This window comes from Pedobacter sp. MC2016-24 (genome assembly GCF_015223055.1).
Lineage (GTDB): Bacteria > Bacteroidota > Bacteroidia > Sphingobacteriales > Sphingobacteriaceae > Pedobacter.
Map to the genome: position 1 here is coordinate 61835 of NZ_JADFBX010000012.1, position 22567 is coordinate 84401.

Sequence of the window (22567 nt, forward strand, 5' to 3'; positions counted from 1 at the left end):
TGGGTTATGGAGTATAGTGAGTTACAGATTACCTCGAATTTTAGTTTTCTTAGAGGCGCTTCACATGCGCATGAGCTGGTGGCTCAGGCAGCAGCTTTGGGCTACCGGAAGATTGCAGTGACCGACCGGAATACGCTTGCTGGGATAGTGCGGGCACATGCCGCGGCAAAAGAAAAAGGAATAGGCTTCATTCCGGCTTGCAGACTGGATTTGCTGGACGGCCCGAGTTTACTGGCTTATCCGACTGACCGGGAAGCTTATGGCAGGCTATCTGCTTTATTGACTAAAGGTAATTTGCGGGCGGAAAAGGGCGATTGTCACCTTTCCCGGGCTGATGTTTATGAACACAGCAAGGGGATGTTGTTTACGGTGGTGACGCCAGACCGGCTGAACCGCAGGTTTAAGTTTGAGGATGATTTTGTGACGGCCCTGGCCCAATATCGGGAGGCTTTGGCTGGTCAGTTGTATCTTTCTGCCAGCAGGTCTTATTCTGGGTATGATGATAAACTCCTGTTTAGGTTGCAGCAGCTCTCTGATCGTTTTGGAATTCCATTAGCGGCTACCGGAGATGTGCATTATCATGATCCTTCACGCAGGGAGTTGCAGGATGTGCTGACTTGTGTACGCGAGAAATGCACCATCCAGGAAGCAGGTTTCCGTTTGCACATGAATGCGGAACGGTATATGAAACCGGTAGCGGAGATGCACCGGCTTTTCCGTAAGTATCCCCAGGCTTTGCGCAGCACGATGGAAATAGCTGAGGCCTGCGGCTTTTCTTTGGATGAGCTGAAATATGTTTACCCGGAGGAAATTAACAGCAGTGGACGAGAGCCGCAGCAGGAACTGGAATACCTCTGCTGGAAAGGCGCCCATGAATTTTATGGGCAGACCGTACCAGAAAAAGTGGTGAACATGATTGCGCATGAAATGGAGTTCGTTAAAAAAATGGACTATGCCAATTACTTTCTTTTTGTAGAGGATATCGTGCGAGAAGCCCGCAGTCGTGGTATTTTATGCCAGGGTCGTGGATCTGCCGCAAACTCGGCGGTTTGTTTCTGCCTGGGTATTACCTCGGTCAATCCCATGAAATTTGATTTGTTGTTTGAGCGTTTCATTTCTTCAGAACGAAATGAGCCGCCGGATATTGATGTGGATTTCGAGCACGAAAGAAGGGAAGAGATCATTCAATATATTTATGATAAATACGGGCGTGACCGGGCGGCTATTGTGGCTACGGTAACGCAGCTGCATCAGCGGGGCGCGATCCGAGATGTAGGTAAGGCGATGGGCTTATCCGTGGATACGATCAATAGGTTGTCCGATTCAATTTGGGAGTTTACTGATGAATGGTTTGAAGGGAAAAGGGTTACTGAACAAGGCTTGAATCCCCAGGATTCGCATTTGAAAAAGACGCTGGAACTTACCGGGCAGATGATGGGTTTTCCAAGGCAGCTTGGGCAGCATACCGGTGGATTTGTGGTGACCAATGGCAAGCTGACCGATTTGTGCCCGATACTAAATGCCCGGATGGAGCACCGGACGAATATTGAATGGAACAAGGATGATATCGATGCGCTTGGTTTTTTGAAAGTGGATGTGCTGGCTTTGGGTATGCTGACCTGCATCCGTAAAAATTTTGATCTTTGTAAGCAGCATTACGGTTTAAACCTGACCCTGGCTAATGTTCCCCAGGATGATCCGGCGGTATATGATATGATCTGCCTGGCCGATACGTTGGGTGTTTTTCAGATTGAAAGCCGCGCGCAGATGTCGATGCTGCCGCGTCTAAAACCACGTGAGTTTTATGACCTGGTGATTGAAGTGGCTATTGTCAGACCTGGGCCAATCCAGGGGGATATGGTGCATCCGTATTTGCGTAGACGTAATGGAGAAGAGCCTGTGGATTATCCTTCACCGGAACTCAAGGAGATTCTGGGGAGGACTTTAGGGGTGCCTTTATTCCAGGAACAGGCGATGAAGATTGCGATCGTTGCCGCTGGCTTTACGCCGGCTGAAGCGGATGGTTTGCGGCGTAGCATGGCAACTTTTAAGTTTAAAGGGATGGTGAACCAGTATGAACAAAAGCTGATTGATGGAATGATGCATAAGGGTTATACCGAGGAATTTGCCAAGCGGATTTTCAGGCAGCTGGAGGGTTTTGGGAGTTATGGTTTTCCGGAAAGCCATGCGGCTAGTTTTGCGCTGCTGGTGTATGTTTCCTGTTGGCTGAAGCATTATTACCCGGATGTGTTTGCAGCTGGTTTACTTAACAGTATGCCGATGGGTTTTTATCAGCCGGCACAGATTGTGATCGATGCGCAAAAGCATGGGGTGGAGGTTCGCCCGGCGGATGTTAATTTTTCGACCTGGAACAATTCACTGGAGGAGCAGTCTGGTAAGTATTTTTCGCTGCGGTTGGGTTTCCGGGAGATCAAGGGGATCAGGCAGGAGGAAATGGATATTTTAGTGGATCGCAGGGGAGAGGGATACAAAACGGTTACGGCTTTACGGGATGCTGGTATCGGCATGGCTACTTTGGAACGCCTGGCGGATGCGGATGCTTTTCGTTCTATGGGGATGGACCGCAGGAAAGCGCTTTGGGAAGTTTCGGCTTTGCAGGATATGCCGGTAGAGATTTTTAAAGGTCAGCCTTCAGAGAGTGTATTAGAGGCTCAGGTTGAATTGCCTTTAATGACTGAGGGTGAACATGTGGTGCAGGATTATGCGACGGTGGGTCTTTCGTTGAAGGCCCATCCGGTGAGTTTTGTCCGGCCGCAACTGGAGATGCTGCGTATTTTGTCTACCCATTTCATCAATAATGAATCAACAAATGGGCAATTGGTGAAGGTGGCGGGATTGGTGCTGGTACGGCAGCGACCAGGAACTGCGGGTGGCGTTTGTTTCATTACCATTGAAGATGAAACGGGTTATACTAACCTGGTGGTTTTTGAAAAATTATTTGAGACCTATCGCAAGGAAATTCTGAATTCCCGGCTCTTGATGGTGGAGGGACGTTTACAACGTGAGGGACTGGTGGTGCATGTGATTGTGAGTAAATGTGTCGACCTGACCAAGATGCTCGGTAAGCTGGTTCAGCATGAACAGGATGATCTGCCGGTGTTGACTTTAGCCAGGGCTGATGAAAAAAGTGCGCCTTACCCGGCTCAGAATAAGCGGACCCAAGTTCGGGAAGAGGTGCCTAAGGATGCTTTTCATGGTGGAAGGAATTTTAGGTGAAAATTTTTTAATACCGGTAGTCTCCCATGTAATTAGCGGCTTAAAATACCAGCCACCACACAATATAATCATTAAAAAAGCGTCTTTATAAATGAGAGCGTTAATTTAGATAAGCGGTGAGTGGTCGGAAGATCGTTCACCGCTTCTTTTTTCTGCAACAATAGCGTTCTAAATATAAGGGAAGCGCTGAATCTAATATGTGATTGCCGGATTTACGATAGATAAATTAACTTTATTCTTTTTATAAGTTCTATTGGGTAACTTCTCCACGATTTCCAGATCGTAAAATTTATCAAAGTCTTGTCCTTTGTCATACAACATTTTCTCTAGCTCCATCCATGATAAATACTTGTACTTCGGACGCTTTGAAAACCTCATGGTTTTGGATCGATTTACACTATAAATAAATGCAGGATATTTATATTGGTTCGCTTCAATGCTCCTGCAATAAAAAACGTAGCAAACGAATATAGCTTCTTTTTCAATGTTAAGGATTCTATTGGAAGGTCCAACATTAATTGTATCTGCCAGATAATAGACTTTTTGCTTTGTATCCTGGCCAAAACATAGGCTCGAAGATAAAAATGAGAATAAAATTAAAAATAGGTATTTCATAAAGTAAAAGTATAAGCTAATTGGCAATGACAATACAATATTTAAAGATATCTGGAAAGTAGATTAATGATTACGATCGGAATCGCACCGACAAGCTCCAGAATCGCCCCAAAAATAGGCAATAGTAGGTATGCCCACCACGGATAACGGAATCGGGTTGTGGTACCATTGATCAAACTCATGATTGCGGGTATCACTTTCTGTTTATGATGCCATAAGATCAAAATGGTTAAGATGATATAGAAAGGAATCCGTATGGTAAATGGGGTATATAGTCCCATAAAGGTCATGTCAAATACCAAGATATTTAACCAGATTGGAATTGACATAAATGCACCCAGGATTACCGTCCGATTGTAGATGAGAAAACCTCCCGAAATTATTTGAGAAATACCGACAAATGATTTGAATGGTTCATGGCCTGCAAGGTACCAGGACAAATTAAATAAACCAACATCTTTCAGCTTCAGCTGCATAGTCGCATCTGTCACGCCAAATTGCCCGTCTATGAGCTTAGAATAACCGTATTTAATCAATGTAATAGCCAGCCATATTCGGGCAATCAAAATGAAGTAGTCCCAAAGCAGGGCCTTGGATAGTTTAGAAACGGGAGCATCTGTCATTATACTAAATATAATATTAATTTTTTGTCTAACTTTTTTATGAATTCAACTCAACGGCGGAACCTTAATCCGGTTCAATTCCGCAAGCCGTAAGGCTTGAATACTCAATTCGTCAATTTCTTCTTTAACAAAGGCAAAATTGTCCGACCACGATTTTACAACAACTGCAGTGCCTGCCATACAAACCATCAACATACCTTTTCCGCCACCAACTTCCGAGTAATCAATATCTGTCGCTATTACCGCGTTTCCGCCCAACTGTAATGCGCTAAACCTCAATTTGTTTTTACAAAGGTTCTCACCATTTAGAAGTTTATTGCTCAATGCATCTGATTGGCTACCTAAGAAATCGGCCCATGAAGAAGATATTTCTGATAATAAACCTGTGCCACTTACTGATTGAGCACTAACAATGCCAATCGGATCATATTCCCAATTTGTAGGCTGATGTGTCGTTAAAATAGGAACCAAATGCAGTTTAGGCTGTAATTTATTATTTAGCATCTCTATTTCCATTTTTACCGCCGCCAGATATTGTTGAATAAGCGGGGTGGCGCAACTGTTGCAATACGCCTTAGCCTTATCTTCCTTCAAATTATTGATAAATGCGGTAGCAGCGTCAGAAATGAGATATCTGGAGGTTAGCAAGCCATCTAATTTTCTATTGCAATTGGGGCAAACAGGGGTAGCCATAGGAGTCGTTAATTATAGATAATGTTCTAATGTCGCACTTATTATTTTAAAATAGCAATATTTCTATATAGCTATATTTTATTCTATATTAGAATGTTAAATTAAGGTGAGGGCTTCGCCGCTTACTATTTTTTTAGCAATTTCATCACTTATAAAGCAAGTAAAATAAGTTTTATAATAGCTTCTTCCCACAAGTGCGGGCTTAGATGCTATGGTTTGCAATTCTAGCCAGGCATCGGTATCCATGATATACCACAATGCATCACCAGCATCCTGAATTCCGTTTTGGGACTGTGGCTCTTTTTTCAAAGAATATTTAACCAGGCGAGAACAGTAATTGGAGTTAGCAAGTGACGCATTGGCGTAATAAAATTGTATTTGTTACTTTCTAATCCTATATTACATTAACAACTTACAAATGAACCACCACACCTATGTTACTGTTATAAATTGGTAGATCAGATGTTTAAAAACAAGACTTTATTAACACTTGCATGTATATTTTGCTTTTTGGTGAGCAAAGCCCAAAGCGATACCAGAGAGGCCATCGTAACAATGCAAATGGAGGCTGGACATCCAGACAGGCCAGTTTTTAACAAAGTAGATACCTTTTTGGTGCGGAATGACTTTATCCTGGAGTCAATCAGGACGCTATATTCTAATAGCGAAACTGATCTAGGAACCGGGGTTACGAGAGAGCTTTCGGCAGGTAAAAGACTTCAATACTATAATCTGACCAATTACCGGGAGATGATCGGAATGAGTTTTGACCTTGAGAAAAAAGTAACTGCTAAATCAATCCGAACCTACAAGGCATCTGATAATAAACTTGGGATTCGCTTTTTTAATGAACCTTATCTTAGCAATGGCTTAAGTATTTCAGACTTAACAAAAGATAAGGACACCATTATCAATGGGACAAAATGTTTCCTTATAAAAAATAATAGAGTAGTAACTGCGGTGGGGAATAAAGGAGCAACTGAAAAGATTTTGCAGGTTCGGATAGCAATCAATCCATCTCTTAAATCTTATGATTTTCCTTTTATTAGTGAAAAGATTGTCCAACAATTTGGAGGTGGTGCTATTGTCTACGTAACTTTTCTAGCCGAAAATGGTTCTAAAACAACGGTACGCTATAATTATTCTCCTTTCACACCAGTTGAAAAAAGTTTGTTCGACCATTATCAGATGATATATAACACAAACTTGACTCTGCTTGATAACTTTAAGAAGAAGTAATAATTTGAGAATTAAGGCAAAACTGGTTTTTCGCCACTTTCATTTTCGCAAACACAATAGTCCAAAGAGCGGGTACGAAATTGAACACCTGATTGCCATCAATCTTTTTCACATCCGCTTTCCAATTATCCCACCTCAGGCCTTTGTAAAAAACATTAAGGTCTTTGTTAAAGCAAAAGTCTAGAAACTGCGAATAGGTGATGTCCAAGGCTTCATATTCCAAACCATCCGGCGAAAAATAATATATGTTGCCTAGGTTCTTACCTTTAGCTGTTTTAATCCATTCTGACACCAGGGGCCAGCCTGGGTCATCTGTATTAACGAGTTCCTCAAATGATTTCATATTGGATTGACATAGTGCTGTTGAGTAGTAGGATAAACCACTATTTTCCAAGATCAAATGGTATTACAAATTATATGCTAACTTGCCAATATCCTGTTTTGTCTGATCCAACTCTACTAATACGGCCTTGTTCCTTTAATTTATCAAGGTCACGGATCAAGGTTCTCCTGCTTACATCAATTGTCTTTGCCAAATCATCAATTGACACGTGATTATTTTTGAAAATCTCCTCTAAAATCACGCTTAATCTATCCTTATTTACAGTGTCATTTAGAGTGCCATTTACAGTGTCATTTACAGTGTCACTTGGAATAAGGGTTGATGTTTTCTGCGCTTTATATCCCAGTTCAGTAACAAAACCGCCAACTTGTTCCTGATACTTAAAAGTCATAGTAGGGTATTGCTTTATCTCTTTACTTAGCTTGATACAAATCTAAAGGCGTTAATTTAGATAAGCGGTGAGTGGTCGGAGGATCGTTCACCGCTTCTTTTTTATATTCCACAGAGTCTACAGCTGTGTTTAATCTGAAATAAATTATATCTATGTGATAACGGCCTATTACTGTAACCAAATGTCAATTCGATCAAATTAAATAACTAATTCATTTTTTGGACTGGCGCATGATATAAACTATCCTTAACACTTGGAATTTTAAAATACTTATTAAGATCGTAAAATGGGTGGTAGGCTTCGTTCATGAATATCACTCCAGATATACTTTCCTTGTTTATTGCTATACCTTTTATAGATTAAATCATTACTCATTACACGGTATGCTACATGATCATTATGATGACTATAAGCAAAAAACAAGAATGAGTGATATAGATACAAACTTCTTCTTAAATCTAATATGTGATTGCCAGATTTACGATAGATAAATTAACTATATTCTTTTTATAGGTTCTAATGGGTAACTTTCCTATTCCCACCACTTTTCATTTTCTTTCTTCTTGCCCAAATCGACATCTTCTTCAGTTTCTCCAAATCTGGTAAGAATTAAATATTTCCACCCTTTGTTGGAATATTTAAAATCTGGAGTAAATTCTCCTGCACCGATATCTAATTTTTTACTTTCTGGAATCCGGTAATCGCCCCAGTTACATTTTTTGGCAACTTTTGTGCGGTAACTGGTCCAAATACCTTGGAACTGATTGTTTCTGAAGCCATCACTATTAAATTTCAAGGCATCATAGCGAAAGTTCTTTTGATGATCAATGATAAATCGGGTAGTAAAACTTCCAATTAGTGATCCCGTAGCGCTAAAATTTTTATCTTCATATAGCTGAAAATTTCCCATAGCGTAACCAAGCTGATATTCTGGGTAGGTTTTGTTTTTTTGAATTACAGCCCTTATCACCTTAAGTTTGCCGGAAAAAGTTCTAATGGTTTCTCTAACTTTCGTTTTTCCTGTAACCAGATATTGATAAGGATTATTAGAATCTTTTGTTATAGAAGTGAAATGGATGTAAAAGTTCGGCATCTTCTGCTATAATATGTTCTGCTGCAATGATTTTTGATAAATCATAATTGCTGATTTCATGGTAAAAATCTTTATCTTTTACTACCTGAGCACATAAATCTGCTGTACACCCAAGTGTTAAAAAAGAAAACAGACAGACGAGCAATCGTTTCATCTCGCTAATTATTTTTAAGGGAAATGTTTTCAGACAATTGATAATTGAAGTTTAGTATCTTATTCATCTCAGCTGCATTTGGGTAATTTTTCATTTCAGAGCGATCAACGTTTCCATAAATAAAAATATGCGTATCACCCGACTTGATGTACTTAAGCGTAAAAAAGGAGTTGATAACGGCCTGGTTGGTTTTTTCATCAAAGCCAATATCATAACCTACAACACTATTTTTTTCTCTTTTAAAAGTATAAGTATTTAGTTTTTTGGCAAGGAAATCATCAATACTAAAAGCTGAAGAATCTGTCGAAAGCCAAAGCGTAAGTTGTTTTAACCCATAATCCTCTCCTTTATGTAGCACATCATAGATTAACGAATGATCTTTCAACGTACCTATTTTAATGTTTCCAAAAACTTCATTCTTTAAATCGCCCGATTCTCTCAGTTGAATTCCTGTGGGGGTACGAAGCAATACTTCCTCACCAGTATTGGCCATTAAACTATCTATTTTAGTGGGCATTTTTTTAGTTGGATTTAGAACAATCTGAGGATGCTTTTCGAGATCAAGTTTTAAAGCAGCAATTTTAGAAGTGATATCTTTTTGATGGGCAATTTCCTCTACAATGTCTTTCGTGTACGCTTCCTTAGTAATTTCTTTAAATTCTATAATGGTATTTTTGGAATTTGAGGTGGTCGCATTGTCCTTAAATTTTATTAAAAATGTATCCCCGGAAAATTCAAAATCATACATTTCATAATAATCTTTATCTAATAACCTCATTTGCCTCAAACTTTTAAAGTTTTTAAGGTTCACCTGAAATTTTTCAGGCAGATCAAATTGGATTGTATCATTCTTCTTGATAAAATGAAAATTGTAATCAATAATTTCATCCATATATACCCCAGTAAAACCAATGAATGGTTTTTTATCTGCTCTGTAAATAGTCTCGATTCGCCAATAAGTTTCTTTATTTTGTGAATTGCATCCTAAAGAAATCAGGCTAAATAGAATGATAATTGTTGCGTGAATTGTTTTCATAGTATAACTTGTCTATATTGTTGATACCTGGACAGCAATTATAGGATTATTTTTTTGCTTTTCTTGAGGATTTGCCTGATGAATTTCAGCGTTGGATACCATATACTAATCTATCCACGATGGAGCTAGGAATGTTGGCGGGGAGCGGTCAACTTTATTGGTATTTCCATTATAGATCAAATTCCTGGTGAAATATACCAACTGCATCATAACTTTATATGCTGAATTTAGTCCCTATATCAGATATTCCCTTTCGATACATATATTTGGAATTAAAAAGACTATGGAGAAAATAAATGCAGTAAAAGAGTTCACCGATCAAATAAAAGCCTATCTAATGCACTATAAAATGCAGGAAGCTGATTTGGGCAAACTTATACTTACTGGGATAACGGATATTAAGAATATTTTTAAGTTTAACAGAGTTATTGGTTTCAAAAAAGCCGAACAGATAGCTAATGTGTTTGGTTTGAGATATTTTGAATTTGGCAATCCCGATTTTGCTTTCCCTGATTTTGATAAATTGCCAGCCGAAACACAACAAGTCCTTCTGGATCGTAAAGAAAAAGGTTATGAGCCAATGCAAGAAAACCTTACCGTACACGTTAATAGTGTTTTATCTTCTGGGATATTGCAAGATGAATTTACATCGGAAGATGTTTTACAGGCTTTCCCCGATGAAGTAAGAGCAAAAACACAAGCAAATAGAATAACTCATCTTTTTAAAACAGGGAAACTTAAAGCCAGAGTTGAAAGTACCGGAAAAACGAGAAAGAAAGATGGTTTAAGAGGAACAGGGCAGATTATATTCCGTTTGAAGTAGGGGTATCTGTAAGCAAAAATATCATTAATATGTAATCACAGCCCTGGCATTGCCAGGGCTGTTGACTTTAAAATGCAATTTACATCAGATAGTACTGCGATAATATTCTATAATTAGTTAAAGAGATTGTTTTAATTTATTTCCACCAATAGTAATAGTTGTGCAATCCGTCATATTCAAATCCGCAACGGGGATACAGCTTATTACCAATATCATTTGTCTTTTCTGTTTCAAGCATCAGTCCGCACGCACCTGTTTCATCGCACCACTGTTTGGCACTGTCTATCAAGGCTACTGAAAGTCCTTTGCCCCGATAATTGGGATGGACAAACAAATCGCTCAACAGATACTGCTTTGCCAGTTTAATATAGTGATACAGTTTGTACAATTGCACAAATCCGACCGCTTTGTTATCCACGAAAATTAAGAAGACGGTGGACTGTTCGTTGCTCAACCTGTCATTGATGAATGTTTTGCATTTTTCGTAGTCGTCTGCCTGACGATAAAAAATTCGATAAAGATTAAACAATTCGGTGACTGTGTGTAAATCTTCAAGACCTGCTTTTTTAATTTTGAAATCCATTTATAAAGTTATTTTGTTTTACGCTGCAAATCTATATGAAAGTTGGACTACCTTTATAGTCCAGATTTGATATATATTGTAGTCCAGATGATACCTTTTGACCGAATTGTAAAGATTGACAAAGACCTTAACATTCCTGTTTACAGACAAATAGCGGTGGCTATAATCAATGCAATAAGGAATAGCGTGTTAAAAGCCGGAACTCATTTGCCAGGAAGCCGGGAGCTTGCAAAAATTCTTGGCGTTCACCGAAAAACGGTAATAGCGGCTTACGAGGAGTTGAATGCGCAAGACTGGATTGTTATTGTTCCAAGAAAACAGGTTTCAGTAGCTGAGCATATACCTGTATTAAAGCCTCAGGATTGGAGCCAATCACAGCTGAAGAAATCTTACAAAAATGAGTTTAGTTTACCGTTTAGAACTGTCGAAAAAAGTGGATTATCAGTTGGCATTACCTCGGTATTTGATATTATTATTGACGATGGACATCCAGATGTAGGGTTATCACCGATAGATGATCTACTAAAAACTTATCGCACACTTGCTTCACGTAAACATTCCGTAAAGGATGCACATATTGGTACTGAACAAGGTACATTAAAGCTAAGAAAAGAACTGGTTAGTTACTTATCTGAGACCAGAGGACTAAATATCACTGCAGAAAATATTTTGATTACGCATGGAGCACAGATGAGCATTTACCTTTCATCACAACTCTTGTTAAATAATTCCACAAAGATTATCATTGGCAAACCAAATTATCTGATTGCTAATAATGCTTTTAAAGAAACTGGTACCAATATCATTGAGGTAGATGTGGATAACGATGGTATTGATGTTTATGCCATTGAAGAATTGTGTAAGAAAATCAAAATAGACGCTGTATATGTCATTCCTCATCATCATTACCCCACAACAGTCATGCTTAGTGTGGAGAGAAGGATGAAATTATTGGAACTTTCCAATGAGTTTTTATTCACTATCATAGAAGATGATTACGATTATGACTATCATTATAGCTCATCGCCTTATCTGCCACTTGCAAGTGCAGACCATAACGGTAATGTAATATATATAGGTTCATTTTCAAAGATGTTAGACCCTGCAATACGAATTGGTTTTATGGTAGCTCCGCAAAATTTTGTAACCCAATGCACAGCTTTACGCAATGCTATTGATGTGGGAGGTGATGGATATATGCAAAATGCACTTGCTATGATGATAAAAGATGGAGAGTTGAAAAGACATATTAAAAAGGCAAAGAAAATATATCATAGCAGGCGAGATCATCTAGATACCTTGCTAAGAGAGAAGCTGGGTGAGTATATAACCTATTGGTTGCCTACTGGTGGTATGGCTATTTGGATCAAGTTACTTCCTCAATATCCCATCGGCCATTTAGAGGTAATGAACGGATTAAAAATAAAAAGGATTAGTATAGCGCAAAATGCATTTCGATTTGGATTCGCCTCTATGGATGAAAAGGAACTCGAGAATGCTGTTGACCTTTTAGTTTTGCAATTTCAGAAATTTAAGGCTAAAGAAAAATAAATACCATTTGTTTTCAGTTTTCTAATAGATCAGGTTCTACTGCTCCTTTCTGAATATTAACGGTTTATTGGCCAGGAAGTTCCTGGCCAATTCTGTTTATTCCCTATCTATAAAAATAGCCGCTTTAGATCAGTTTTGATATGATCTCTAAAAAAAAAATAATAGTGAGCAGAGATTTCGTTGTACTCAATTGTATATAGAAAAAAGGAACCTGATAAACCCAAACTGTCTCTATGTTTTATGACCAACTTCTTACTGTAAAATGTGTCGCTATATTGTTTCTGTCTGCCGTTTCCTGTTCTGTTCATGCACAAGTGAACGAGCGTGAAGTCTTCAATATTTCTTCTGATTATGACCTTCTGATCAAAAAAATAGAAAAACAAACACTTCACACCGAGATGACCGAGTTTGACATGTTTTTGTCTGATATCAGCAAAGTCAGGGCAGAAGAAAGAATTAGCGTGAAGCTGCCTGATTCGCCTCAGGAAGAACTTTCAGCACAAGAGCTTTACAAGCTTCGAAGCCGTGGTGTCCTGATGGTTGGAAGTTTTTATGATTGTGGAAAATGCGATAATATGCACACAGCGATTAATGCGACTGCAATCGTACTCACCGAAGATGGACTATGTCTCACTAATTACCACGTATTCGCGTCGACAGGATTGGGAGGGGCCGCAGATACCACAATGCTCAAGAAACATGTGTACATTTCAGACATTGACGGCAACATATTTCCCATCCAGGAAGTTCTGACTTATAGCGAAACAGGCGATGTGGCGATATTCAAGATCAATCCTAAAAATATCAGACTTAGTCCCATCCCCCTCGGCGAAGATGCAATGGTGGCCTCTACGGTCCACGCCATTAGTCATCCCAAAGGAAAGGAGCTTTATTATTACAGCAAGGGCACAGTTGCCCGGAACAGCACTGATGCGAAGAACCCGTTGAGGGAACGCATGTACGTGAGTTGCGAATATGCTGTGGGTTCTAGTGGTGGTCCTATTTTAGATAACAATGGAAATTTAGTAGGCATTGTATCTACCACCCGCCCGCTTTATACTTCTGCCAAGGAACCGATGCATCTGCAAATGATATTGAGGGGTATTGTTCCGGTTAAAACCATCAAAGCTTTGATCTATTAAACAATCGTATGAAACCACACATAAATATACTGTATCAGAAATTTTTAATGCAGCAGTGCTCAATAGAGGAGGCAGAATGGCTCATGGAGTACTTCTCCACTCCAGGTGGAAAAGAACATCTGGCAAATATGGCGACCGATGAATTTGAGAACATGCCAGCCTATAGCCCGGCAGATAAGGCAACTATACGTAGTGTCAAAAGCAACAGGACAAAGCTCAGAAATATCATCCTGGAAAGCAAGTCATTTCCATTTCAAGTATTGAGCTATGCCGCTGTAATATTCATGCTTGTGACGGTTTCTTTTTTTTGGGTGCGCAATTACATGGACATTGATGAGCCGATCTTGTCTGCAAGTAGCAAAGCCGTGCTTACCCTGCCAAATGGTGAGAAAATTGATTTAAGCAGTGAAAAGAAAGAAATATCATTACGAGATAACACCATTCGCTATAAAGACGGATCTGAGGTTGGCAATTTTACAGATGTCCGGCCATCTCAACTTGTTACCTTAACGACCCCCAGGGGTGGCCTTTACCGTTTGGTATTGTCAGATGGATCTAAAGTATGGCTCAACACGGCAACCGTATTACGGTATCCAATGAAGTTTAGCAGTAAACAACGCCTGGTGGAGCTTGATGGCGAAGCTTATTTTGAGGTTGCTGAAGAAAAGTCCCGTCCATTCCTCATCCGTTCAAAAGGTCAGCAGATCAAAGTTTTAGGCACTGCATTCAACGTAAGTGCTTTTAGCACCGATCCAGAGACGCGCACCACGCTGATCAGGGGCTCTGTAGAGCTGTCCAACTCAAAGCATGTTATTAAACTATCGCCGGCCCAGGAGGCTACCTTGAAAAATCAAAATTTTAGTGCCAGAAAGGTTGATCCGACACAGGCTATAGCATGGATCGACGGTAATTTTAGTTTTGATGATGAATCCCTATTCAGCATTATGAACAAGATCTCCAGGTGGTACGATGTGGAGATCATCTACCAGAATGTAGATCAAAACGCACGTTTTTTTGGTGGGATTTCTCAGTATGACAACTTGCAGACCGTTTTAAACCGTCTTGAGAAGACTGGCGGCGTTCATTTTAAATTGGCAGGAAGGAGGGTAATTGTGACTAAATAATCTCCAAATCAACAATTGCTAAAGCCAAACCAAGCATCAACTATAAACCTAAACAACCACTAACAGATGGATAAATTTATACGAATTTATTTAACGATCATTTTTTTTATGGTAGCCGTCACCTATGGCTACTCACAAAAAATAACCTTCAACAAGAACGAAACCAATCTCAAGGAGCTGTTCAATGAAATCAGGAAACAAACAGGTTTTCAAATTTTGGTCCGTTCCGAATTGATAGAAAATACTAGAAAATTTCCAGCCAACTTTAAACAAGAACCACTAGAAGCGGTGCTGAAAAACGTTCTGAACAACCATTCACTTGAATACAGTATAGAAGGCAGGGAGATTATCATTAACCGGAAGGAACAGCCTGTTTACAATATGGTTACAGAAATTAATGAACCAGAATGGGTAAAAAAACAAAATCAGAAGGTTGTCAGAACCATCGTGGGCAGGGTGACCGATACCCTTAACATGCCTATACCAGGGGTTAGTATCAAAACTGGAAAGAAAGGCAATGTCACGGTTACCGATGACAAAGGCTTTTACAGCATTAGGGTGGAGGATGATGCAGTTACGCTCGAATTCAGCTATGTGGGTATGTTAACTCAGATGATCAGAATTAACAACCGCAGTACCATCAACGTAGCACTTAAGGAAGATAGTAACCGCTTAAATGAACTCGTAATTACCGGATACGGAGGGGCAACCACTTTAAAGAATAATCCAGATGCCACTTCAAGGTTAGACATGAAACTGATACAGGAAAACCCATCGGGCAATCTCATTGAAGTTATACAGGGGCAGGTACCGGGGATGATGACGATGATGGGGACCGGTGAGCCTGGACAGGAGCCGATGATCATATTAAGGGGGGTGTCCAGTCTAACAGGAAACCTGACACCATTGGTAGTGATCAATGATGTTCCCATGGACGAAACTTTCAGGTTGTCAAGCATCAATCCCAATGATATTATTTCTTTAGATGTGCTGAAAGGGGCATCCGCCATTTCCATTTACGGCTCACGCGGTGCCGCAGGGGTTTTCATGATCAAAACCAAGACAGGCTTAACCAGTACGCCCATGATCAGCTACAGGATGAATTATGGAGTTGATAAATTAATGAAATCTTTAGAGGTGCTTAATGCGAGCGAGTTTAAGATGCTCCTTGCGGAATCAATTACCAACCGCATTCGGGATGAAAACGATTATGGTAACGGTGCACCTATCAATTTCAATACCCATACATACTATAATAACTTTTTTAATACGGGGTACTTTGGTGAGGCAGAAACCAATTGGATGGATGTACTTTACCAGGACGGCACCAAAGTTAACCACAATCTGAGCCTAACGGGAAGAAGCGGCGAATTGGGTTATAATATTGGCCTGGGCCTGGACAAAACTGTAGGCCAGATAAAAAAGACCGGCTCAGACCGAAAGAATATAGACATCAGGATTGATTCACGCCAAAACAAACGTGTGCAATTTGCGCTCTCTGTAAATGGCTACCAACAAGATGTATCTCAGCCCGTAGGTAACTTAAGTGATGCACTCCTGATGCGACCGGATATGTCACCCTATAATCCGGACGGATCGATTTTCGTGCCCGCCGCAAATACGGGTTATCGAAACCCCTTAGTTGAATTGGAAGGGGTAGACAGGGACTCAAAGATTTTTAACTATACTTTGGCTGCGAATGTTCAGGTGAATGTTATGAAGGGCCTGAAATGGACCTCCATTCTATCTACGAACAATTTTTCAAACAAAGCCGAAAATTATTACGATCGGACCACCGTAATAGGAAGTAATAATTATAGCACCGTTTTGCCTAGAAATGGCAGAATGGACAAATCGTTGACAGAGACGCGCAAGTATGAAGCCGATACGCGGCTTAATTATTCCAGAACGTTTTTTACCAATCACAATGTAGATTTCACTGCTGCATTTGCCTATACGAAAAATACGTTTTACAACGAGAGCATGATCTTGTATGATTTCCCTGAGGATGATTATCTGAATGCCCCTTATCAAGCCCTTAATCCCCAACCGCCCAGCGGAACGGCTTATGGGGCAGCGCTGGTGTCAGGTATATTCAGGGCAAACTACAATTCTTATAGCGGACGCTATTTGGCTTCGTTCTCTATTCGAAGAGACGGGACCAGCAGAATGGCACCTTCAACGCGCTTTGCTAATTTTCCGTCGGCGGCGCTTGGCTGGAACATTGGCGATACCAGATTACTTAAAAAAGTAAAAGCAATAGAAATGCTCAAATTAAGGGCAAGCGTTGGTACCATGGCCAACACTGCAGTAGCCGCCTATGGTTGGATGAGTACTTTTGAAGCTGCCAATTACAACAATAGCGTGGCTACAATACCCAAACAGATTCCCAACGAAAACCTGAAGTGGGAGGTATCTACGCAATATGATCTTGGCCTTGATTTTAGTTTATTTAAAAAGGTAAACCTGAACGGTAGCATAGGTTATTATAAAAAGATGACCAGGGGTGCGCTATTCAATTATACATTACCCATGAGTACCGGACTGATCACTACAAGTACCATGGCCAATTTGATTGACATTGATAACCAGGGAATAGAGTTAGATCTGAATGCCAACTTGCTGAGAACAAAAAATACAAGTTTGGTATTGGGGTTCAATATCGCAAGGAACACGAACAAATTGGTAAGAATGGATGCTACGATGAAGCGCAATTCCGCCTATGATGCTACTGTGTTACGGGTAGGAAGCCCGATTGGCTTATTTTATGGTTTTAAAACGGATGGTTTGTTCCGTACGGCAGAAGAGGCTGCGTATTATAGAAACCTCAACCCAGGCCAGCAATATCAGGTTACACATGTGGCTGCAGGCGAGGTCCGATTGGTGGATGTGAATGGAAACGGCTGGGTAGATTTCGGGACGGCGACTGCAAATTACACAGAAGCGGATAAAGTTGTGTTGGGTAATTCTTTTCCAGATTTTTACGGCGGTTTCAATGGCCGGTTAAACTGGAAAGGTTTTGCGCTAAGTGTACAGGGTAGCTACAGTATTGGTGCCATGAAAAACTGGTCGGTCATGGAAACACAATTCCAGTTTGCCTCCACCAATCCCAAAAACCTGCTGAAACTGAACCTGAACAGATGGACACCGGACAATGTGGAGGCAGTATACCCAAAGATGCTGGTAAATCCCTTAAATGACTCCAGGGGCTTTGGAAGAATCCGGCCGCTCACCCAATATTTTACCGACTTTAATCTTTACGATGCTTCATATGTACGTATCAACAACATATCCGCATCGTATAACCTACCTCAAAAAATGTTGAGTAGGTTGAAGGTTATTTCTAACCTAAATCTTGGCCTAAGCGTAAATAACGTAGTCACCTTTACCAAATATCCAGGCGTAAACCCGGAATCATTTAATCGGGACGATCGAATTGCGGGGCCCGCCATGGACAACTCAACCTATCCGATGACACGGACTTTCAGTTTCACTTTAAATGCATCATTTAAACAATAAATATGAACAAGATCATTTATATCATACTGGCAGCTGCATTGATGATGCAAAGCTCATGCAAGAAAATACTTGAAAAGGAATTGCCTGAGCATGAACTTGCTGCCGAGGTGGCTATTGTGGATGAGAAATCAGCAACCGTAGCGCTTAACGGTGCTTACAGCTATCTGCAGTATAATTTTACACCGCCGCTGTATACAGCAATATCACCTACATTCACCACCGGGTTCTCGTATGACTATGCCGTAAACGGGGCGCAAATGGCAGGTTTGCTTAAAGGTGGACAACGCTTTACATTTGACGTTAGCCTCAGTACTTTTAGTGTGGTATCCTCAGATAATATCATCCCGGGTTTTTATCGTTTGGTATACCGTATCGTCAACGCCGCGAACAATGTTATTTTTTATACAGAAAAATTGCCCGCCGATAAAATCGGAAGTGAAAAGCGCGCCGAAATTATTGCTGAAGCTAAGTTTTTACGGGCTTTCGGACATCTCTGGGCCTTAAAATATCATGGCTATTTTTGGGACAACGAGAGTCCCTACGGTCCCGTACTACGTTTAGCGCCAACCAGCATCAACAACTTGCTTACTTCGCGCGCTACCGTAAAAGCTACTTACGAAAGCATTTTGGCCGATTACCAATACTGTATTGAGAATGGGCCTAAAACACATACATCTGTATATAGAACATGTCGCAGCACCGCAAAAGCATTCAAGGCTGAAGCTTTGATCATGCGTGGATTAGCAACAGATTTCTCCGAAGCCCTAAAATTGGCCAACGAAGTGATCAGCGGTACCGAGTTCAAGATGGAAACTTCTTTTGCCGATGTATTTTTGCCAGCTAACGATTATCTGCCCAACAGGGAACTGCTGTTTTCCAGGTTCATCAATGCGCAGACTATTGCAAGCACTGTAGCCAATCCACTGGCACAAAGTCCTTATGGTGTTTTCAGTTATGCTGTCGGAAACATTGCAAGCGTGTATTCTGAAAGTGAGAACACCTATTATAGTACCTTGATCAGGGCTGATGCAAGGTACCCTTATACCTGGGCCGAAGATAGTTTCACTTCGGGTAACCCGCCAGTAACCAAGACAGGTGTTAGTTTTAGAAAGGTCTTCCGCTTCAATGGTAATTGTCCATCTTATATCATGCGCCTTGCACAACTTTATCTCATCAAAGCTGAAGCTTTGGCAAAAACAGGCGCTTCGGCAACGGATGTCCTGGCTCCTTTAAATTTTTTGCGCACCCGCTCTGGCAATACACTGTTAAACGCCAGCGACTATGTCAGTAAAGCCAGGCAGTTCGAAGCCATCGTTAACGAATATGTGCTGGAGTTGGGGGTAGAAAATGCTTCTGAATGGTTTGCCATGGCCCGCTTAAAGGACGAAGCTGGAAATAGGTTCGTTGCCAGATTCAATCCTTCCTTCCTGAGCGACTGGCAGCTGTGCCTGCCAATTCCTCAAGATGAAGTGGCTGCCAATAAAGGCGTGGTGATACAGAACCCAAATTATTAAGCTTTAGTTGAAAAGAATATGAAAATACAAACCACATTATTCATCTGCCTTGCGATCATGGGGCTTTCTTCCTGTTCGCCAGATGAACTTTTGCTCGTAAAATCAGAGTCATTTATGGTGAAGAACATGGATCCTCTCGAAATACCCCAGGTGCAGGTTAGCAAAGTAACGGGAGCTACAAAAACATTTTCCATTTTTGCCTCGAATCCTACAGATAGCATCGCCGCTTTTACCAGTTCGGAAGCCAGTAAGAACTTTGAAATCGCTCCACTGGTGTTTAAGATGATTGATACCAGAAAACCTGTTAGTGTTGATGCCCAGGGTAGATTGAGCCGTAAACTCGCGGATGTTGTTTTCGAATTCACGGTGAAGATACCCAATACGTTTACCGAGGGCGAATATAGTGTAAAGCTAAATGTGACCTCTGGAAAAGGCGAAACCAAATCGATAGTGGTTAAACTTCAGGCATCAAATTTTCTGACCTCTTTAAATGGAGGGACGTTTTATAACGGACAGGTTGCCAATAGTAAAAGGGTGTATGCGGTTGGCGCAACTTCCTTTTTGTATAGCGTGACCACCTTTACTAATGTTACCGATAATTCAGTCAACCCTCCGGTTGTAAAGTCAGTACCTACAGCCGTTGCGATGGCTGCAGCAGCAGTGACAACTGCGATAACAGCAACCAACAGACCAAATGTCTACGGCCATATCTACACGGACTTGTCCGATTTTGATAAGCGTCCCATGTACCTGGTTTCTCCAAACGCGAGTTGGATAGCCGATTCTCTAAGGGTTCTTAACAAGTTCTCCGGAACCTATCCTACGGCGCAGATGCGTGACGTAAAGTACTTGGATCTGGGAGAGATCGATTTCAATAATCTGAAATTGAGTGATTTGAGGAACAGGCAAATTGGCACAGCTGGAGCAGCAAAGGTGCAGTTGATCAGGGGGCATGGATATGCCTTTTTAAATAAAGATGGCAAAATAGCGGTGATCTATGTGAAAAATATCCTGTATACGTCTCCTAGTTATGCAGGGGCTTCACCAACGGCCTATGTAGTCCATAAACTTGAGGAATAATCAGATCTAAATCAAAAAAGATGTATAAAGAAATCATAACTACGGTGTCCATGTTACTGCTCAGCATATGCACTTTTGCGCAGGAGACCGCCTTTGTGTTGAGCAGTCAGATTGATAACCTTGAGGGAAAAGTGGTCTATGTAACCATCTGGGATGGTACTTCCACGATGAAAAATAAGACCATTCCTGTTGTGGATGGTCAGTTCAATTATAGCGAAACGACAGCTTCTCCTTTGGTAATCAGAGTGAGTGCAACCAATCCAGGTGTTTTAAAAAAGCCTGATCCCGATAAAACAGGAGCTTATCCGACCAAGGCGGCTTCGATGTGGTGTGTGGTACAACCTGGTGAAAAAGTGAAGTTGATAGGCAGACTTACAGATTATGCAGAAACCTCCGCTGTAGGTGGTGCTGAGAATGAAGTTTGTAACAAAATTCTTAAATCCTATTTCCCTCTTTTAAACAAACAGATGAACCTTCAGGTCAAGTTGGCCAGAGCTTCTTCATCCGCTGCTGATCAGGCTGAGCTAAAAAAGGAATTTGATGCAGCAAGTCAGGCTGCTCTTGATGCCTTAAAAAAAATGGTGAGTCAAAATAGCTCCTCAATTATGGGCTTGTATTTGATCAATGACTTCATGTTAAGGGGGCAGCTATCGATTCCAGAGGCAGCAAATCTTATTAAAACGGTCGACAACAGCTATAAAAAAACTGAGTTTTATAAATTGGTGGCAAGCAGAATTAGTGCAGGGAAATACGTAGTTGGCGCTAAAATGTTGACCATCACAGGCACCTTGCCAAACGGAAAAGCATTTTCAAATACATCCTTAAGCGGGAAATATTATCTGATTGATTTTTGGGGTACATGGTGTGTACCCTGTATGGCGGGCATGCCCCATCTCTTGGATCTTAAGAAAAAGTATGCTGGGAAACTCGAAATATTGGGGATTGATAAAGGGGACACGGAAGAGAAATGGAAAACTGCAATTGCCGAAAAAGGATTGGATTGGTATCACATCATGAGCGGTAGCGGGATATACGACTACGTGGCTCAACTGAATGTGACCGGTTTTCCTACCACGATACTGGTTGGTCCGGACGGTACCATTTTGTATAGAAGCTTAGGAATCAGTGAGGATCTGAACGATAAGCTCGACAAATATTTTTCGGCGAAGCAATAACAATAGATATCATTCCAGGCAACTGTTAAAAATAATCAGAATTGAGTACACTGATAGACGAAAATACGCTTGTTAAGCAAATGATCGAAGGTGATTACCGGGCCTTCGATCGTTTGTACCTTCAATATGCGCAGGAAGTTTTCCTCCGCATCAAAAAAATAGTCATCAGTCATACAGTCGCCGAAGAACTACATCAAGATGTTTTCTTGAAAATATGGCAGCAACGCGACAGGTTGGACATAGGTATCCCTTTTAAAGCTATCGTATTCCAAACCGCCAAAAACCTAGCCATCAACTACTACTGGAAAGCAGCCCGTGATGAAAAACTGAAAGCACATTTAATTAGCCAGGGCACAGCACATTACCATCATTTGGATGAACATATCAATTTTAATTCTGCCACGGAAGCCCTGCAAAAAGCCATCGCACAGCTCCCGCCACAACGCAAAAAAATATTCATCAGTTGCAAAATGGAAGGCAGGAGTTATGACGCTACCGCGGTGGAAATGGGTATATCGCTGAGTACGGTGAAAGATCACATGAACAAGGCGATGCGGGCATTACGCAAGCATATGAAAGACCATCTTTCCTTGTTATTGATACTCTTAGAGATGCTCATGGAACGTTAGATA

At 40.8% G+C, this 22567-nt stretch carries 20 protein-coding genes; 11 read left to right on the forward strand and 9 right to left on the reverse strand.

From position 1 onward, the window contains the following. The first annotated feature begins 6 nt into the window (after positions 1 to 6). A complete protein-coding gene (locus IM797_RS21515; protein WP_194129259.1) occupies positions 7 to 3237 on the forward strand; it encodes an error-prone DNA polymerase in 3231 nt (1076 codons plus the stop codon). A gap of 192 nt (positions 3238 to 3429) precedes the next feature. Here the strand turns inward: IM797_RS21515 and IM797_RS21520 are convergent, their stop codons facing one another. The 4 genes from IM797_RS21520 to IM797_RS21535 all read right to left on the reverse strand — a co-directional run bounded on the left by IM797_RS21520 (position 3430) and on the right by IM797_RS21535 (position 5477). Then, positions 3430 to 3615 (reverse strand): hypothetical protein, encoded by a 186-nt coding sequence (locus tag IM797_RS21520; protein WP_194129260.1) that lies wholly within the window; start codon positions 3613 to 3615, stop codon positions 3430 to 3432. A 278-nt stretch (positions 3616 to 3893) separates the two neighbouring features. Beyond that, complete coding sequence (locus IM797_RS21525) at positions 3894 to 4475, reverse strand: DoxX family membrane protein (RefSeq protein WP_194129261.1); 582 nt, start codon at positions 4473 to 4475, stop codon at positions 3894 to 3896. 45 nt (positions 4476 to 4520) lie between these two features. Beyond that, positions 4521 to 5168 carry a heavy metal-binding domain-containing protein gene (locus IM797_RS21530; protein WP_194129262.1) on the reverse strand — a complete coding sequence of 216 codons (648 nt, stop codon included), beginning with the start codon at positions 5166 to 5168 and terminating at the stop codon, positions 4521 to 4523. Positions 5169 to 5264: 96 nt separating this feature from the next. Beyond that, a complete protein-coding gene (locus IM797_RS21535; RefSeq protein WP_194129263.1) occupies positions 5265 to 5477 on the reverse strand; it encodes a hypothetical protein in 213 nt (70 codons plus the stop codon). A gap of 153 nt (positions 5478 to 5630) precedes the next feature. Between IM797_RS21535 and IM797_RS21540 the strand changes: the two genes are divergently transcribed. Further along, positions 5631 to 6407 carry a hypothetical protein gene (locus tag IM797_RS21540; protein ID WP_194129264.1) on the forward strand — a complete coding sequence of 259 codons (777 nt, stop codon included), beginning with the start codon at positions 5631 to 5633 and terminating at the stop codon, positions 6405 to 6407. Here the strand turns inward: IM797_RS21540 and IM797_RS21545 are convergent. From IM797_RS21545 to IM797_RS21560, 4 genes are all read right to left on the reverse strand, one after another. Then, positions 6394 to 6750 carry a DUF2625 family protein gene (locus tag IM797_RS21545; protein WP_194129265.1) on the reverse strand — a complete coding sequence of 119 codons (357 nt, stop codon included), beginning with the start codon at positions 6748 to 6750 and terminating at the stop codon, positions 6394 to 6396. The two genes, IM797_RS21540 and IM797_RS21545, sit on opposite strands and share 14 nt — an antisense overlap. Positions 6751 to 6820: 70 nt before the next feature. After that, positions 6821 to 7141 (reverse strand): HTH domain-containing protein, encoded by a 321-nt coding sequence (locus IM797_RS21550; protein WP_194129266.1) that lies wholly within the window; start codon positions 7139 to 7141, stop codon positions 6821 to 6823. Positions 7142 to 7673: 532 nt separating this feature from the next. After that, complete coding sequence (locus IM797_RS21555; protein ID WP_194129267.1) at positions 7674 to 8234, reverse strand: hypothetical protein; 561 nt, start codon at positions 8232 to 8234, stop codon at positions 7674 to 7676. Positions 8235 to 8392: 158 nt separating this feature from the next. Next, positions 8393 to 9424 carry a hypothetical protein gene (locus IM797_RS21560; RefSeq protein ID WP_194129268.1) on the reverse strand — a complete coding sequence of 344 codons (1032 nt, stop codon included), beginning with the start codon at positions 9422 to 9424 and terminating at the stop codon, positions 8393 to 8395. 283 nt (positions 9425 to 9707) lie between these two features. Between IM797_RS21560 and IM797_RS21565 the strand changes: the two genes are divergently transcribed. Next, complete coding sequence (locus tag IM797_RS21565) at positions 9708 to 10247, forward strand: hypothetical protein (protein WP_194129269.1); 540 nt, start codon at positions 9708 to 9710, stop codon at positions 10245 to 10247. A gap of 136 nt (positions 10248 to 10383) precedes the next feature. Here the strand turns inward: IM797_RS21565 and IM797_RS21570 are convergent, their stop codons facing one another. Continuing rightward, positions 10384 to 10830: a GNAT family N-acetyltransferase gene (locus IM797_RS21570; protein WP_194129270.1), complete on the reverse strand. Its 447-nt coding sequence runs from the start codon at positions 10828 to 10830 to the stop codon at positions 10384 to 10386. 87 nt (positions 10831 to 10917) lie between these two features. Between IM797_RS21570 and IM797_RS21575 the strand changes: the two genes are divergently transcribed. The 8 genes from IM797_RS21575 (at position 10918) to IM797_RS21610 (ending at position 22564) form a co-directional block, all read left to right on the forward strand. Beyond that, a complete protein-coding gene (locus IM797_RS21575) occupies positions 10918 to 12381 on the forward strand; it encodes a PLP-dependent aminotransferase family protein (protein ID WP_194129271.1) in 1464 nt (487 codons plus the stop codon). Positions 12382 to 12656: 275 nt separating this feature from the next. Beyond that, entirely contained in the window at positions 12657 to 13523 is an 867-nt protein-coding gene (locus tag IM797_RS21580) for a serine protease (protein ID WP_194129272.1), read from the forward strand. A gap of 8 nt (positions 13524 to 13531) precedes the next feature. Next, positions 13532 to 14647 (forward strand): FecR family protein, encoded by a 1116-nt coding sequence (locus IM797_RS21585; protein ID WP_194129273.1) that lies wholly within the window; start codon positions 13532 to 13534, stop codon positions 14645 to 14647. Positions 14648 to 14713: 66 nt separating this feature from the next. Then, a complete protein-coding gene (locus tag IM797_RS21590; protein ID WP_194129274.1) occupies positions 14714 to 18166 on the forward strand; it encodes a SusC/RagA family TonB-linked outer membrane protein in 3453 nt (1150 codons plus the stop codon). A 2-nt stretch (positions 18167 to 18168) separates the two neighbouring features. Beyond that, on the forward strand, positions 18169 to 19680 hold the full coding sequence (locus IM797_RS21595; protein ID WP_194129275.1) for a RagB/SusD family nutrient uptake outer membrane protein: 1512 nt from the start codon (positions 18169 to 18171) through the stop codon (positions 19678 to 19680). Positions 19681 to 19698: 18 nt separating this feature from the next. Beyond that, positions 19699 to 20760: a hypothetical protein gene (locus IM797_RS21600; protein ID WP_194129276.1), complete on the forward strand. Its 1062-nt coding sequence runs from the start codon at positions 19699 to 19701 to the stop codon at positions 20758 to 20760. A 20-nt stretch (positions 20761 to 20780) separates the two neighbouring features. Further along, positions 20781 to 21935, forward strand: a complete 1155-nt coding sequence (locus IM797_RS21605) for a TlpA disulfide reductase family protein (RefSeq protein WP_194129277.1) — start codon at positions 20781 to 20783, stop codon at positions 21933 to 21935. 41 nt (positions 21936 to 21976) lie between these two features. Then, positions 21977 to 22564, forward strand: coding sequence for an RNA polymerase sigma factor (locus tag IM797_RS21610; RefSeq protein WP_194129278.1), 588 nt, complete (start codon positions 21977 to 21979; stop codon positions 22562 to 22564). The last annotated feature ends 3 nt before the right edge of the window (positions 22565 to 22567 follow it).